This is a genomic window from Streptococcus sobrinus DSM 20742 = ATCC 33478 (genome assembly GCF_000686605.1).
GTDB lineage: Bacteria > Bacillota > Bacilli > Lactobacillales > Streptococcaceae > Streptococcus > Streptococcus sobrinus.
This window is the reverse complement of the sequence record NZ_JMLC01000002.1, coordinates 157,719-173,637: the sequence shown is the minus strand read 5'-3', so window position 1 is coordinate 173,637 and position 15,919 is coordinate 157,719. Positions and strand designations below refer to the sequence as shown.

The 15,919-nt window shown below is 43.9% G+C and carries 12 protein-coding genes and 2 pseudogenes; 10 read left to right on the top strand and 4 right to left on the bottom strand.

The features are described from left to right. From BS63_RS0101925 to BS63_RS0101885, 9 genes and pseudogenes are all read left to right on the top strand, one after another. Positions 1-272 (top strand): hypothetical protein (locus BS63_RS0101925; protein ID WP_028798406.1); only part of this gene is annotated, 272 nt, incomplete at its 5' end. 140 nt (positions 273-412) lie between these two features. Further along, positions 413-787, top strand: a complete 375-nt coding sequence (locus BS63_RS0101920) for a DUF1149 family protein (protein ID WP_002962554.1) — start codon at positions 413-415, stop codon at positions 785-787. Between the two features lies 1 nt (position 788). Continuing rightward, on the top strand, positions 789-1,640 hold the full coding sequence (locus tag BS63_RS0101915; RefSeq protein WP_002962557.1) for a DegV family protein: 852 nt from the start codon (positions 789-791) through the stop codon (positions 1,638-1,640). A 54-nt stretch (positions 1,641-1,694) separates the two neighbouring features. Continuing rightward, the gene (gene dapB / locus BS63_RS0101910) at positions 1,695-2,462 is read left to right on the top strand and encodes a 4-hydroxy-tetrahydrodipicolinate reductase (RefSeq protein WP_019769096.1); all 768 of its coding nucleotides are present in this window, start codon (positions 1,695-1,697) and stop codon (positions 2,460-2,462) included. Further along, on the top strand, positions 2,459-3,664 hold the full coding sequence (locus BS63_RS0101905; RefSeq protein WP_002962560.1) for a CCA tRNA nucleotidyltransferase: 1,206 nt from the start codon (positions 2,459-2,461) through the stop codon (positions 3,662-3,664). Before dapB ends, BS63_RS0101905 begins: the two co-directional genes overlap by 4 nt. Before the next feature lie 101 nt (positions 3,665-3,765). Beyond that, positions 3,766-5,652, top strand: a complete 1,887-nt coding sequence (locus BS63_RS0101900) for an ABC-F family ATP-binding cassette domain-containing protein (protein ID WP_002962561.1) — start codon at positions 3,766-3,768, stop codon at positions 5,650-5,652. Between the two features lie 63 nt (positions 5,653-5,715). Continuing rightward, positions 5,716-6,099 (top strand): annotated as a pseudogene (locus BS63_RS1000000112225) (hypothetical protein); the annotation flags it as partial. Positions 6,100-6,439: 340 nt separating this feature from the next. Continuing rightward, positions 6,440-8,176 carry an ABC transporter ATP-binding protein gene (locus BS63_RS0101890; protein WP_002962563.1) on the top strand — a complete coding sequence of 579 codons (1,737 nt, stop codon included), beginning with the start codon at positions 6,440-6,442 and terminating at the stop codon, positions 8,174-8,176. Between the two features lie 249 nt (positions 8,177-8,425). Further along, complete coding sequence (locus BS63_RS0101885) at positions 8,426-10,177, top strand: ABC transporter ATP-binding protein (RefSeq protein ID WP_028798405.1); 1,752 nt, start codon at positions 8,426-8,428, stop codon at positions 10,175-10,177. 167 nt (positions 10,178-10,344) lie between these two features. Here BS63_RS0101885 and BS63_RS0101880 read toward each other — a convergent pair whose 3' ends face one another. The 4 genes and pseudogenes from BS63_RS0101880 to BS63_RS0101865 form a co-directional block, all read right to left on the bottom strand. After that, positions 10,345-11,109: an NUDIX domain-containing protein gene (locus BS63_RS0101880; protein ID WP_002963402.1), complete on the bottom strand. Its 765-nt coding sequence runs from the start codon at positions 11,107-11,109 to the stop codon at positions 10,345-10,347. Then, a pseudogene (pnuC, locus tag BS63_RS1000000111265) lies at positions 11,106-11,927 on the bottom strand (nicotinamide riboside transporter PnuC). The gene BS63_RS0101880 and the pseudogene pnuC overlap by 4 nt, the downstream one beginning before the upstream one ends. 15 nt (positions 11,928-11,942) lie before the next feature. Beyond that, entirely contained in the window at positions 11,943-13,049 is a 1,107-nt protein-coding gene (locus BS63_RS0101870) for an AAA family ATPase (protein ID WP_032798528.1), read from the bottom strand. A gap of 699 nt (positions 13,050-13,748) precedes the next feature. Then, positions 13,749-14,258, bottom strand: a complete 510-nt coding sequence (locus BS63_RS0101865) for an HdeD family acid-resistance protein (RefSeq protein WP_002963409.1) — start codon at positions 14,256-14,258, stop codon at positions 13,749-13,751. Between the two features lie 222 nt (positions 14,259-14,480). On the opposite strand from BS63_RS0101865, the gene gdhA reads away from it, so the two are divergent. Next, the gene (gene gdhA, locus BS63_RS0101860) at positions 14,481-15,833 is read left to right on the top strand and encodes an NADP-specific glutamate dehydrogenase (RefSeq protein ID WP_002963410.1); all 1,353 of its coding nucleotides are present in this window, start codon (positions 14,481-14,483) and stop codon (positions 15,831-15,833) included. The last annotated feature ends 86 nt before the right edge of the window (positions 15,834-15,919 follow it).

Below are 15,919 nucleotides of genomic sequence, written 5' to 3'. Positions count from 1 at the left end.
TTATCTTAAGTTGTCAGGCAAGTGCTAAGGAATTCTGTGCTTATGTCCGTGGGCATTGGCAAATTGAGAGCATGCATTGGCAGTTGGATGTTGTCTTTCGTGAGGACGCCAACAAGACCTTAAATAAACAATTAGCTTTTAACTTGAACGTGCTGGATAAGTTTTGTTTAGCTGTGCTTAAACAGTTAGATGTTGGCAAGAAAATGAGTTTGAGACGGAAAAAATTCAACTTAGGGATGAACTTTGACCAGTATTTGAAGAAATTAATCTAGTCAAAAAAGTGATCGTCTATGGTAAAACAGAGAAGAAACATTCATGCGTTTGTCGTGAATTAGGCTCCACTCCCTTTTAAGCCAGGGCGAAGTGTGCTATAATAAGCTAGTTAAAAGATTCAAATTAGGAGTAGAAAATAATGGAATTAACTCGTGATCAAGTATTTGTCAATCAATACCACTATGATGCCCGCAATTTAGAATGGGAAAAACAAAATGGTGAGCCCAAAACCAATGTTGAAGTCACCTTCCAATTGGTCAGCAAGGACGAAAAGAAAACCAAAACCCACTTGGTAGCGGTTCTCCAGTTCCAAATTGTGCGTGAAGAATTCGTCATCGCTGGCGTTATCTCACAAATGGTCCATGTTCACAACCGTCTGGTTAACGAGCCAAAGGAATTTTCTCAAGAAGAAGTACAAAGCTTGGCAAGTCCCCTCTTGGAAACCCTGCAAAGGATGACCTACGAAGTATCAGAAATTGCCCTTGACCGTCCAGGCATCACTCTGGAATTTTAAGATGAAATTAGCAGTTATTACGGATTCTTCGGTTTATCTGCCCCAGGCCTATATTGGTCACCCTGACCTCTATGTTCTAGATATTCCCATCATGATTAATGGGGAGACCTATGTCGAAGGCAAGAATCTGACCATTCAAGAGTTTTATCCCAAGATGCAGCAGGCTTCTAGCTTACCAAAGACTAGCCAGCCCAGCATCGCTGATTTGGACGATGCCCTGACTAATCTGGAAAAGGGTGGCTATACCCATGTATTAGGTATCTTTCTTTCCAGCGGGATTTCTGGTTTCTGGCAAAACATCCAGTATCTGATTGAGGAGCATAGCCAGCTGACTATCGCCTTTCCCGACAGCAAGATTACCTCTAGCCCCATGGGTTATATGGTGACTTCGGCTCTGGATGGGGCTCAGGCTGGCCACAGCTTTGAGCAGATTTTGGCCCAGTTGGAGACCATGATTGCTGGCACTGAAGCCTTTATTATGGTGGATGACCTGGACCATCTGGTCAAGGGTGGTCGCCTCTCCAATGGGGTTGCCCTCTTGGGAAATCTCCTCAACATCAAGCCTATCATGTATTTCAATGACGGCGTGATTGAGGTTTTCGAGAAGGTTCGGACCGAGAAGAAGGCCCTCAAGCGTCTGGTCGAGATTTTGGACCAGCGGTCTGGTCAGAGAGCTTATAAGACTTGGATTATTGAGGCCAATGCCCAAGGCAAGGCTGAAAGTTTTCGAGAGCGGCTCTTGGCTAGTGGTTTTGAAGGTGATTTGGACATCGTCCCTTTCTGTGGTGTTATTTCGACCCACCTAGGAGAAGGGGCAGTAGCAGTTGGCTTCACGCCCAAGGCTGAATGGTAATGCCATTTGGCAAGATTGGGACTGACTTGGTTAGCTTAGTTTAGGAGGAAATCTATGAGTATCAAAGTAATTGTAGCAGGATTCAAGGGCCGGATGGGCTCAACAGCCGTCGATATGGTCAAGGGGGATGCAGACCTCCAGTTGGCTGGTCTGCTGGACCCTTTTGCTACCGAAAAAGAAGTGGATGGCGTGCCTGTTTTCAATAAAAAGGAGGACCTAGTTGGTCTAGATGCCCAGGTTTGGGTGGATTTCACCATGCCCAAGGTTGCCTATGAAAATACTCGTTTTGCCCTAGAAAATGGCTTTGCTCCCGTTGTTGGAACAACTGGTTTCACACCGGAACAAATCACAGAATTGACCGAGCTTTCCCGGCAAGAGAAGATTGGTGGGCTAATTGCCCCTAACTTCGCTATCGGTGCTATTCTTCTTATGGAATTTGCGGCTAAAGCTTCTAAGTATTTCCCAGATTTGGAAATCATTGAGCTTCACCATGATAAGAAGAAGGACGCTCCAAGCGGGACAGCTATCAAGACTGCTGAGTTGATTCAGAAGGTGCGGACTGCTAAGAAGCAAGGAGCACCAGATGAAGAAGAAACCCTTGCAGGTGCTAGGGGAGCTGAATTTGATGGCTTCCGTATCCACTCGGTCCGCCTACCTGGCCTGGTTGCCCATCAAGAGGTTATCTTTGGGGCAGAGGGGCAAGGCCTGACCCTTCGTCATGATTCCTATGACCGTGTTTCCTTTATGAGCGGGGTTAACTTAGGTATCAAGGAAGTGGTTAAGCGAGAGGAACTGGTTTACGGTTTGGAAGAATTACTATGAGATTAAAAGAGTTGCCTTCTGAGTTTCAGGAGGCTTTGCCAGTCTTAGAGAAGATAAAAGCAGCGGGCTTCGAGGCTTATTTCGTCGGCGGTTCGGTGCGTGATGCCCTCCTAAAGCGGCCCATTCACGATGTCGATATTGCCACCAGCTCCTATCCCCAGGAAACCAAGGCTATCTTCGAGCGGACGGTGGACATTGGGATTGAGCATGGCACCGTCTTGGTCCTGGAAAATGGTGGCGAATACGAGGTAACGACCTTTCGGACCGAGGATGTCTATGTCGATTATCGCCGGCCCAAGAGTGTTTCCTTTGTTCGCTCTCTAGAAGAGGACCTCAAGCGACGAGATTTTACGGTCAATGCTTTTGCCTTGGCGGAAGATGCCCAAGTCATCGACCTCTTTGATGGACTTGCAGATTTGGAAAATCAAGTCCTGCGAGCAGTCGGCAAGGCTGAGGAACGCTTTAGCGAGGATGCTCTGAGAATTATGCGGGGACTTCGCTTTTCGGCCAGTCTGGATTTCGCCATTGAAGACCAGACCTTTGCAGCTATGAAGACCTATGCCCCCCTTCTGGAGAAGATTTCAGTTGAGCGGTCTTTTATTGAATTTGATAAACTCCTGACCGCTCCCCATTGGCAGCAAGGTTTAGCGGCTTTGATTGATGCTGGAGTCTATGATTACCTGCCAGATTTGCGGAACAAGTCACAACAACTGGCTAGCATGCTGGAAGATTATGCCGATGATTTTGTCATTGCGACCAGCGAGCAGGCCTGGTCAGCTCTCTGCCTGGCCCTCAAGATAAGGGATTGCAAGCCCTTTCTCAAGAAGTGGAAGACCCCCAGTCATTTTCAAAAGACGGTGACCGACCTGGTTGCCATCTATAGGCACCGCCTGCAGGCCAGTCACAACAAACAAACGATTTATCGCTATGGCAAGGAACTGGCTGAGCTAGCGGAAAATCTTCGTCAAGGCCAAGGCTTGGCTGTCGATTTTGACCTTATTAGCCAGTTGGACGCCAGTCTGCTTATCCATGATAAGAAGGAAATCGTCGTCAACGGTTGCCTTCTTATGAAAGACTTAGGTCTCAAGCCAGGCCCTACCCTAGGTCAGCTGCTCAATCAGATTGAAGCGGCTATTGTCGAGGGCGACTTAGCCAATCAGCAAGAAGCTATCCTAGATTTTGTCAGAGATAGGTCGAAGTGAAAGAGCTCTGGCAGAGCTAACTAAGTAAAGTAGCTAATCCGGAAACGACATAATTATATTTATGTAAACAAACAAAGAATTTTCTTGCTCAAGGAGGAAATATGAGCGATTTTATTGTGGAAGGATTGACCAAGTCAGTTGGTGATAAGACTGTCTTTAAAGCTATTTTCTTCATTATCCATGATTTGGACCGAATCGGTCTGATTGGGGTCAATGGGACTGGTAAGACGACCCTCTTGGATGTCCTGGCAGATAAGATTGGTTTTGATGGGGATGTCTCCCCTTTTTTAAAGGCCAAAGATTATAAGATTGCCTATCTGACCCAGGAGCCCGATTTTGATGATAGTAAGACGGTTCTGGACACTGTTCTCTCATCTGATTTGAAGGAAATGGCTCTGATTCGCCAGTATGAGGAGCTCATGCTCCATTATGATGAGACCAATCAAGAAAAACTTGAGCAGGTCATGACTCAGATGGACAGTTTGGATGCCTGGACCATTGAGAGCGAAGTCAAGACCGTCCTATCTAAGCTGGGAATTGTTGATTTGACCCAGAAAGTCAACCAACTTTCCGGTGGTCTGAGACGGCGGGTTCAGTTGGCTCAAGTCTTGCTGGGAGATGCTGATCTCCTGCTCTTGGACGAGCCCACCAACCACCTGGATATTGAAACCATTGCCTGGCTGACCAATTTCCTCAAGACCTCTAAGAAAACCGTCTTCTTTATTACCCATGACCGCTATTTCTTGGATAATGTGGCAACAAGAATTTTTGAATTGGACCATGCCCAACTGACCGAATACCAGGGCAATTATCAGGATTATGTTCGTCTCAAAGCTGAAAGGGACGAGCGAGAAGCGGCCAGCCTGCATAAGAAGAAGCAGCTCTACAAGCAGGAATTAGCTTGGATGCGGACCCAGCCCCAGGCTCGGGCAACCAAGCAACAGGCTAGAATCAATCGCTTTCAGGAGCTCAAAGGTCAGGTTCAAAGTACCAGTATGACCAATGATTTGGAAATCAATTTCCAGACTAGTCGGATTGGTAAGAAGGTGCTCAACTTCAAGGATGTCTCCTTTGCCTATCCAGACAAGCCCATTTTGAAAGACTTCAATCTCTTGGTTCAGAATAAGGACCGTATTGGAATTGTCGGTGATAATGGTGTCGGTAAATCGACCCTGCTCAATCTTATCAATGGTGATTTGCAACCCAACTCTGGTCAACTGGAGATTGGCGAAACGGTCAGAATTGGCTATTTTTCTCAGCAAATCATGGGCATGGATGAGAGCAAGCGGGTCATTAATTACCTGCAAGAGGTGGCTGATGAAGTTAAGACGACCGTTGGCACCACCAGTATTACCGAGCTTTTGGAACAGTTCCTCTTTTCCCGCTCCAGCCACGGCACTCAGATTGCCAAGCTCTCGGGCGGTGAGAAGAAGCGACTCTACCTGCTTAAGATTCTGATTGAAAAGCCTAATGTTCTCCTTTTGGACGAGCCGACCAACGACCTGGATATTGCGACCCTGACTGTCCTAGAGAATTTCCTCCAAGGCTTCGGTGGTGCTGTTATCACCGTCAGTCACGACCGTTATTTCCTCGACAAGGTGGCCAATAAAATTTTGGCCTTTGAAAATGGTGGTGTTCGGGAATTTTTCGGCAATTATACCGACTATTTGGATGAACAAGAATTCTTGAAAAATCAAGCCAGTCAAGTTAGTCAGAAATCTGAAAAGACAGATCAGGAAGTTTCCCAAGAAGAGCTAGCCAGCTCCTCAAAGAAACGCATGTCCTGGCAGGAAAAGCAGGAATGGGCTTCTATTGAGGATGACATCGCTGAACTCGAGGATATGATTGCGGCAGTCGAAGCTGACATGCAAAATTACGGCAGTGACTTCACCAAGTTAGCCGAGCTCCAGAAAGAACTGGACCAGCTCAACCAAGACCTGCTAGACAAGTACGAACGCTATGAGTATTTGAGCGAGCTAGAGAATTAGGATAAAATTAAATGGAGGAATCCGTTTGATTCACTGCATTTAGATTTTATAGGGAGTCGAAGAATGGAAAAAATACCCAGTACCTGGATAATGAGAATTGCTACTATAATTAAAGATAATTTTACGATGGCTGAGATTTTATCTTTGACTAACTCTTTTGGAGCAGAACACGATATTAAGATAACATATCAGAATCCCCCAAAGTATACAAATAAACAAAAAGTTGCAAACCAAAATTTTTCTAACTTTACTCCAAGTCAAATGATCTTGTTTTTAACTTATTTAGTTGAGTCAAAAAAGGGTACTTCTCCGCAACAAATCAATGAATTAAAAAATGAAGTAATTGCTAAATTTAGCAATGCTCAAGTAGAAACAACTCCAAAAATAGAAAAACGTTTTTCAAAATATCCAGATGTAGTAGAAGTTTGGGATAGGTCAATTGTTTGCTTATCAAATCGTCAATATCATGAGTCTGTAAATAATTCACGGTTAGCTTTAGAAAAATTATTAAAGCAATTATTCACTAATAATAAATCATTAGAAAATCAGAAGAGTATTATTAGTGAATATTTGAAAAGTGAGAATGTACCTAAAGAATTTATAAATTTGGTTATGCAACACCTAAGAATTTATGAAATTGTGCAAAACGAACTTTTTAAACATGACTTTACCAAAGAATTTAGAGAATCGGAAATTAATTATATTTTAAACACTACTTACTTGCTAATGGACTATATCGAAAGAAAAGTAAAGTGATTTTACTATATGAAAGGAAATCAAATACTCTATGAACCTTATTTGGTCTTATTTGAAAAAGTATCCCAAGTGGTTGGTTTATGATCTCTTAGGGGCCCTCTTATTTGTGGTGGTCAATCTTGGTCTACCGACGGTCTTGGCACGGATGATCGACCAGGCTATCAATCCCAAGGACAAGCAGGCCTTGACCTTCTGGGCCTTGATTATGTTGGCTGTTGTCATCTTAGGGATTATTGGCCGTATAACCCTGGCCTATGCAACTGGGAAATTGTCCACCAATATGGTCCGAGATCTGCGGCGGGATATGTATGCTAAGTTGCAGGACTATTCCCACGAGGAATATGAGAAAATCGGTGTTTCGTCGCTGGTAACACGGATGACTAATGATGCCTTTGTTCTCATGCAGTTCACCGAAATGAGTTTGCGAATGGGAGTGGTGACCCCGCTCATGATGGCCTTTTCAGTCATCATGATCTTAATGACCAGTCCTTCCTTAGCCTGGGTCGTGGCAGTTTTTATGCCCTTCTTGATTGCGACTATTGCTTATGTAGCCATTAAGACAAGGCCCTTATCAGAACGGCAACAAAAGACCCTGGACAAGATTAACCAGTATGTCCGAGAAAATCTGACTGGACTTCGGGTTATTCGGGCCTTTGCACGGGAATCATTCCAGGAAGAGCGCTTTGATAAAAAAAATCAGGTCTATGCTAGTATTTCAACTCGACTTTTCACTTTGACTGGTCTGACTGAACCCATGTTTATCCAGATTATTGTGGCTATGATTGTGGCTATTGTCTGGTTTGCTCTTGAGCCCCTCAATAAGGGCAACCTGCAAATTGGGGATTTGGTGGCCTTCATTGAATACAGCTTCCATGCTCTCTTTTCCTTCCTGATTTTCGCCAATCTCTTTAATATGTACCCAAGGATGGTCGTTTCCAGTCGGCGAATTAATGCGGTCATGAACATGCCCCTCTCAATTTCGCAAAATCCTGACGGGGTGACCGAAACCGCCAGCAGAGGCTATCTGGAATTTGACCATGTCACCTTCGCCTACCCAGGTGAAACTGAAAGTCCCGTCCTTCATGATATTTCCTTTAAGGCGGGACCTGGTCAAACAACGGCTTTTATCGGTTCGACGGGTTCGGGGAAATCCTCCCTGGTTAGCTTGATCCCCCGTTTCTACGATGTCACCCTCGGCAAGATTTTGGTTGACGGTGTTGATGTGCGAGACTACAATCTCAAGGCTCTGCGGCAAAAGGTCGGCTTTGTCCCCCAGAAGGCCCTGCTCTTTACTGGCTCCATTGAGGAAAATCTCAAGTATGGTAAGAGTGATGCTGACATCGAGGAATTGGACCAGGCAGCATCGGTAGCCCAGGCCAAGGAATTTATCGACAGCCGTGAGGAAGGATATGCCACCCACCTAGCCGAAGGTGGTAGCAACCTTTCTGGTGGTCAAAAACAACGTCTGGCCATCGCCCGTGCCGTTGTCAAAAAGCCTGATATTTATATTTTTGACGATTCCTTCTCAGCTCTGGACTACAGGACGGATGCTCAACTGCGAAAACGCCTCAAGGAAGTCACTCAGGATGCCACAGTTTTGATTGTTGCCCAGCGGGTGGGAACCATCATGGATGCTGACCAAATTATTGTCCTTGACGAAGGCCAAATCGTCGGTCGAGGCACCCATGAAGAACTGATGAAAACCAACGATATTTATCGCGAAATCGCAGACTCCCAGCTCAAGTCTGGCAAGCTCTTAGAAGATTAGAAAGATACTAAGCCGTAAAGCGACTCAAAGAAAAAATAGGGAAGGAGACGAAGATGCAATGAGGCATCCAGGATATTTCATCTTTTTTCACAGAGTCGTAGGCGAGTTCAATTGAGCAGTCTCACAAAATGCTAAAGCACTTGTTTGACTATGAGTTTTTCTATTGAAAATCTCTAGCTCACTTACTAGTTTATGTAGGTGGGTGTTATTAACTAAGCTACATAAACATCGCAATTAGAAAGGTGACTTATGTCAAAAAATGTCTTTTTACGTCTCTGGGACTATCTCAAACATTATCAAGGCACCCTCTATCTAGCAGTCTTTCTCAAGATAGTCGCAGCAGTAGCTAGTGTTATCGAGCCCTTTATTTTGGGCCTTATGGTGACCGAATTGACCTCCAGCCTTATGGCTGGACGGCCTATTGATGGACAGAAGATTCTCTTTTTGATTATTGTCTATATCATTCGCGGGTTGCTTTCTGAGATTGGTAGTTACGGTTCCAACTTTTTCATGACTAGGACGGTGCAACGCTCCATTCACGATTTGCGGCACGACCTCAGTCATAAAATCAATAAGATACCCGTTTCTTACTTTGATAAGCATAAATTCGGTGACATGCTGGGCCGTTTTACCAGCGACGTCGAAACGGTTTCCAATGCCCTGCAACAATCCTTCCTCCAGGTTATCAATGCAGTTTTGACCCTGATTATGGTTGTTGCCATGGTTCTCTACCTCAATATCCAGCTGGGACTCTTTGTCATCGCAACTATTCCCATCACCTATTTTTCGGCTTCTTATTTGCTTAAGAAATCTCAGCCCTATTTCAAACGTCAGGCTGACGTTCTGGGAGATATGAATGGCTTTGTTCAGGAAAATCTGACCGGTTTCAATGTCATCAAGCTCTACGGTCGTGAAGAAGCTTCCGCCAAGGAATTTGACGGTATCCTCGATGAATTACAGGAGGTCGGTTTCAAGGCCAGCTTTATTTCCGGTATCATGATGCCTATTCTCAATGCCATCTCGGATTCCTCCTACCTGATTATTGCGGTCTGGGGCGGACTCAAGGTTATCGCAGGTAAGTTGACGATTGGTAATCTCCAGGCCTTTGTTCAATATCTCTGGCAGATTGGTCAACCTATCCAAACCCTGACCCAGCTTGCCTCCATGCTCCAGTCGGCTCGCTCATCTCTAGAACGGATTTTTGCCGTTCTTGATGAGGATAATGAAGTGGCAGAAGTGACCGAGCACCTTTCTCATGACCTGACTGGACAAGTTTCCTTCAATCATGTGGATTTCCAATATGTGGAAGGTAAGCCACTGATTCGGGACTTCAATTTGGATGTCAAGCCTGGCCAAATGATTGCCATCGTCGGTCCAACGGGAGCTGGTAAGACAACCTTGATTAATCTCCTCATGCGGTTCTACGATGTTACCAAGGGAGCCATTACGGTGGATGGCCACGATATTCGCCACCTGTCTCGTCAGGACTATCGCAGACAGTTCGGCATGGTGCTCCAGGATGCCTGGCTCTACGAAGGAAGCATCAAGGACAATCTTCGTTTTGCTAAACTGGATGCGACCGATGAAGAAATCATTGCCGCAGCCAAGGCAGCCAATGTTGACCACTCTATCCGCACCCTGCCAGGTGGCTACAATATGGAAATGAATCAGGAATCCAGCAACATCTCCTTGGGTCAAAAGCAGCTTCTGACCATTGCTAGGGCCCTCTTGGCTGACCCTAAGATTTTGATTTTGGATGAAGCAACCTCCTCGGTTGATACCAGGTTGGAACTCTTGATACAAAAGGCCATGAGTCGACTGATGGAAGGTCGGACCAGCTTTGTCATTGCCCACCGCCTCTCCACCATTCAAGAGGCTGATAAAATTCTCGTCCTCAAGGATGGTCAAATCATTGAGCAGGGCACCCACGACAGTCTCTTGGCTGACAAAGGTTTCTACCACGACCTCTATATGAGCCAGTTTAGTGACCAAGCGGGATAATGGCATAGCAGTCCTTAAAGCGTCATTATAAGTTAGCGTGTCAGAACTTAGTATTCTTAATATTCTATGGCTAGCTTGATAGATTTACGACAGTCAGCCTGATTTTTTGCTAGTTCCCTTCCTGAATCTTTCTAGGCAAAAGAAAACCAACCCTTAGGCTGGCCTTCTTATAATTCTTCAATTTTATAAGTGTAGGTTGCTGCCCGCTTTGTGCGGGTAGCTTTTTTCTTGTCCGTTTTTGTAAAAAGACGTTTAAAGCGTCGCAAGAAATTCGTGGAATCCATCTTGAGGTAGTTCTCGTTGAAACATCCGAAAAGCTCTCGGTAGGCTGTAAGGGTTTCCTCTTGAGGCATGATTTGCAAAATGGTTGGAAAATATTCTAGGCGACCTTTGATGCGGTTGATAGCGGTCTCTAGAATCTGCCAGTGGTCAAAAGCTAGCTGCTCCCGACTCAGGGCTTGACCATCTTCAAAAAGTTGCAACTGGTTATCTTTCGCGAAGATATTGACCCAATGGAGTGAAGCGGCATCATCACCAGCCCGTGCACGACTCTCATCAGTTGTTTTCAAGTAGCAAAGATAGGCAACCGTAATCACCCAGAGTCTAGGATCGCGTCCAGGAGTTCCAACTGTTATTAGTTGTTCTATCTGATCTTCTGTCAGATTGACATTGGTCTCTTTCTTGACCTGTCTACGGATAGCCTGATCTAAGTCTTCATCCTTTTCTACAAAACCGCCACTTAATGCATAACAATCTTTAAATGGATGAGTCTTTCGTTTAATTAAAAGGACTTGAGGCTGGCCTTCGTGATAGCGTAACAAGACACTGTCAACAGTTACAGAAGGCTTCTCGTACTTGTCTTTTAGCTCTTCACGATAGGTCTCCAAAAATTCCTTTTCACTACCGATCTGTTCAAAATTTCTAACCGTCATAGAGACTCCTTAGTCTGATTAGTTTGGGCAAGTTTTGCCTCCTTGTTCCAAGTATACCATCCAAACAGGCTGTTTAGCAAGTAGACCCAGTACATTCCCTACATAGCAATACTGGTTCCCCACCAGAGGTAGATGGAAAAAATATTGGTAGCCGCCCAAAAGAGCCATTGCTCCCAGTAGTATTCGTTCATCAACAGTTGGCCGGTAACATTGGTGCCATCAGTAATACTGTCACGAAATGGCTTATTAGAGCTAATAGATTGATAGGCAAAGCCCATAACTAGCCAAGTTAAGATGGTTAGACCTAGATTTTTTATCCAACCTTTCAAGTCAAGCGAGCGGACCACAAAACTTTGCTCCTGCGATTTATGGCGACTGGCATTGAGCCACATAAAAAGCCCAATAGGTTGCATCACTGTGAAATAGGTCGTGGTAGCAACCTCGCCGTAGAAGGCACCACCCTTTGCTGTCAAACAGAGGTAGAGATAGATAAGAGAGTTGATGAGACCGAAGAAGTAGTTGCTGTATCGACCCTCACCAACTAAAATGACACAAACTATACCTGTCCAACTAGCCAACAAGCCTAACCAATCATGGTCGGCAACAGTCAATTCCAATAGAAAGGGGATGCTTGATAAGGTAAGGAGATAGCACCATTGGAAGAGGCTTCGACCAAGAAATAGGTCTGCTATAACAAGTTTAAAAACTTCTTTTGCTCCCATTTGCCTAGCTTCACATACCATATAACGGTAGCCTTGCTTGGTTTCCAGCCAAATTCCCCGCCATTTTTTTAATGTTCTATTTACTAGTGTTTTCATAATTGTTCCTAACGTTTAAACATCGATTCCCAGTCGTTCCTTAATGGCAGCCTTTGCTGTCTGATAATTATCAATAAAGAAATGTTTAGAGTCACTCCTTTGGCCTAAAATGACAAGTTTATCAGCGAAGGGCTGAAGCAAATTAAGCAGGTGTTGTGTAAACCATTCCCGGGTTTCCCTATCAGCCATAGACATATCCCTAAAGCCATCATCGACATAATCAGACTTGGGCAAGACTAAGAAAATAAGATCCCATTTCTCTTGAGCTAAGGTAATTCGATAGAGATGGTTTAAAGTTGCCAATTCTTCAGAACTTAAATTCTCTTTGAGATAATAGTCAATATAGGCCTTGGTGACTGTCGAATTGGTATCAGCAAAAATGAGACCTTGATGTTGTCCCTGATCAATTAAGTGGGAAGTCTGGGCAAATTGATCAGTTAAGAGGTGAACGTAGTCATTGGCATCTAATTCTTCATCGCGAACATTATAGGTCTCTTGGTATGACCTAGCATACTCCAGAGAGTAAGGGGCATTGTAGGTTCTAGCCAAATCCTTGACCAAAGTCGTTTTTCCACCCGAAGCAGAACCAACAACTAAAACCTTTTTCGTAAAATGTCGTCTAAAGGGCTTGGTAATGTACCGCCAGTTTGCCAAAGGGTTCTTGCGAATCTGACTAGCAGAAATGGGAATAATTGAGCGTTTTACCAGTTGTATCTCAGCTTGAGGATAGTAATGGGCTAATTTCTTTTGATAAATAGATTCTCCCACATAAATCTTGATTGCAGCAGTGGCCTGGCAGTTCTTGTCAATCAAAGCTTTCAAGGCAAGAACCCATTGCTGCCAACCATCAGGATAAGCAGGCATTCCAGTTTCGTCTAGTTTATCAACCAGGACCAATTCATCATCATAAAAAACTTCTCGAACGTACCGAAACCGCTTGCTCAGTGGAAGTCCCGTCCTCGCCCCTCTGTCATCCTCAGAATTTGTCCCACTGACAATGACTAAAACTTGGTCACATTCTCGCTTAACCTTGGTAATCAAGTCAACATGTCCAATATGCATTGGTGCAAAGGTTCCAAATACAAGCCCAATCCTCTTTCCATTTAAAACTTGCCTATTCATCTCATTTCTAAATCTAGTATTTTTACTAGATTCCTTTCTCAAAAAAATTAGTATCTCTACTAAATTAAATCTACCAAAAGATTTTGAATTTGTAAATAGTAAATTTACTATTTTTAAAAATTCTTTTCTTCCAACTAGGCATCACAGGATAGACAAGAAAAGCAGATGCAGATTGCTCTAAGGATAATCCTTACTATATTAGTTAATAATTTATAGTCGTCCCTAGTTCAAGTTAATAAGAAGAATTACCAAAATGAGGCTAGGACCAAAGCCCAAGCCTCATTACTTTTTTAACATCAAGCGTCTTTACCAACTCTCTAGCTAGGATAAAACGATGTGGTCGATTGTTTTATCTCCACATCGCCTTAATTTTTATTGTAGAAGATGCCAGTGAAGCGGTGGTAAATCCTTATTCCTTACCAGGAAAGTGATAGGTTCAACAGTCTGGGAGACCGTCGGAGAAAACCAAGTCGACTGTGCGGGATGGACAATAAAAAGGTTACAGTGTAGCTTGAATCCCGCGACTGGAGACAAGTAAACTCGATAATAGTTTACTTGTGAAGTTAGTAAGGGAGGTAGGCAGTTCCTATTAGCGACTGCCGTTTTAGATCCCTTGAACCTTAAAATGGGAGAGTGAGGTAAATCAATTTAATGAAATAGCGATTCACCTCACTCCCTGAGAAAAGGTAGAAGAACCTTTTAGTCAAAATTCAACCTAAAAAAGATAGACAGAAGAATTAGGCCAACAAAAAGGAAGACCAGGGCGATTAAGAGACCAATAACACTGGCAGATAAGAGAGGTGCTCCTAGAAGGACCAAACCGAAGATAATCGTAAGTACAGCAGAGTAAATATGTAAAGAACTTCTTGGAAAACCAAGTCTCCGTAACTGGAAACCAGTTAGGAGTCGCAGAATTCCTGAAAAAAGCACCCAGTAGGCAATGACTGTCATAAAGGCAATAGCCAGTGAGAAGACGGAACTAATCAAGAGGACAAAGCCGATGATAATGGAGAAGAGACTCTGAATCAGTTGCCAGAAGCTGCGATTGTCGGAGTGGTTGATATACTCCAAAAAACTAGAGATACCACTGGCAAAAATCACCAGAGCAATAATCCAGGCAATGGTTGCCACACTGGTCAAGGGATGAGCGAAAAGGAAGAAAGAGTAGAGGATGGATAGAATTCCACCGACTAAGGGAAACCATTTCATAAAATAACCTCACATTCTGTCTTTATTATACTGTAGACTGGGAACAAAAGCAAAAATCTCCCTTGAAATTTTAGGGCAAAATCCGAATAATAGATAGAAATTTGTCTCTTTTTAAATTTTTTTGCCAAAATTTGCAAAAAATATTTGACAAAATATTCAGAAAATTTATAATAGAGACTGTAATTAAAAATTACTAATTATGTCATATCGGAGGTAAGATGAATGACAAGTGGAAAAGCATATGTTGATAGCGTTTTTGAAAAAGTAAAAGAACAAAACCGTCATGAACCTGAGTTCTTGCAAGCGGTGGAAGAAGTTTTCCAATCTTTGGTACCTGTCTTTGATAAGTATCCAAAATACATTGAAGAAAACCTTTTGGAACGTCTGGTTGAACCAGAACGTATTGTTTCCTTCCGTGTTCCATGGGTTGATGATAAAGGACAAGTGCAAGTCAACCGTGGCTTCCGTGTTCAATTCTCATCTGCCATTGGCCCATATAAAGGTGGTTTGCGTTTCCACCCATCTGTAAACCAATCTATTGTTAAATTCCTTGGTTTCGAACAAATCTTTAAAAACTCTTTGACTGGCCAACCAATCGGTGGTGGTAAAGGGGGATCTAACTTTGATCCTAAGGGTAAATCAGATAACGAGATCATGCGTTTCTGCCAAAGCTTCATGACTGAATTGTCTAAGCACATCGGTGCAGATACTGACGTTCCTGCCGGTGACATCGGTGTTGGTGGTCGTGAAATTGGTTATCTCTATGGTCAATATAAACGTTTGCGTAACGAATATACTGGTGTCTTGACTGGTAAAGGCTTGACTTGGGGTGGTTCCCTTGCTCGTACCGAAGCAACTGGTTATGGAGCTGTTTACTTCGCTGAACAAATGCTCAAGGACCGCGGTGAAACCTTCAAGGGTAAAACAGCTGTCGTTTCAGGTGCTGGTAATGTTGCCATCTATGCTGTTGAAAAATTGGAAGCACTGGGTGCTAAAGCTGTAACTGTATCTGATTCATCAGGTTTCGTTTACGATCCAGATGGTATCGACGTTGCTCTCTTGAAGGAAATCAAGGAAGTTAAACGCGAACGCATCGTTAAGTATGCTGATGCCCGTCCAAACGCTACCTTCACACCTGCCGGTGGTGAAAAGACTGTTTGGTCAATCAAGGCAGACTTGGCCTTCCCATGTGCCACTCAAAATGAATTGGATGAAACCGATGCTGAAACACTCGTGGCTAATGGTGTCCTAGCTGTTTCTGAAGGGGCAAACATGCCTTCTACCTTGGGAGCTATTGATGTCTTCATCAAGGCTGGCGTTGCCTTTGGTCCTGCCAAGGCTGCTAATGCTGGTGGTGTTGCTGTATCAGCCCTTGAAATGGCTCAAAACAGTGGACGTACCGCATGGAGCTTTGAAGAAGTTGATGGCAAGCTCTATGATATCATGAAGAATATCTATGAAAATGCTGCTGGAGCCGCTAAGGAATTTGGTCACGAAGGCAATTTGGTTGTCGGTGCCAACATCGCTGGCTTCCTCAAAGTTGCAGAAGCAATGTCAGCACAAGGTATTGTCTAGGTGATAGTCGTTTCGACTTTAGTCGATTACGAATATCCCCGCACAGATCACACAATGACCAAGGAGCTTAAGCGACGCTGGGAATT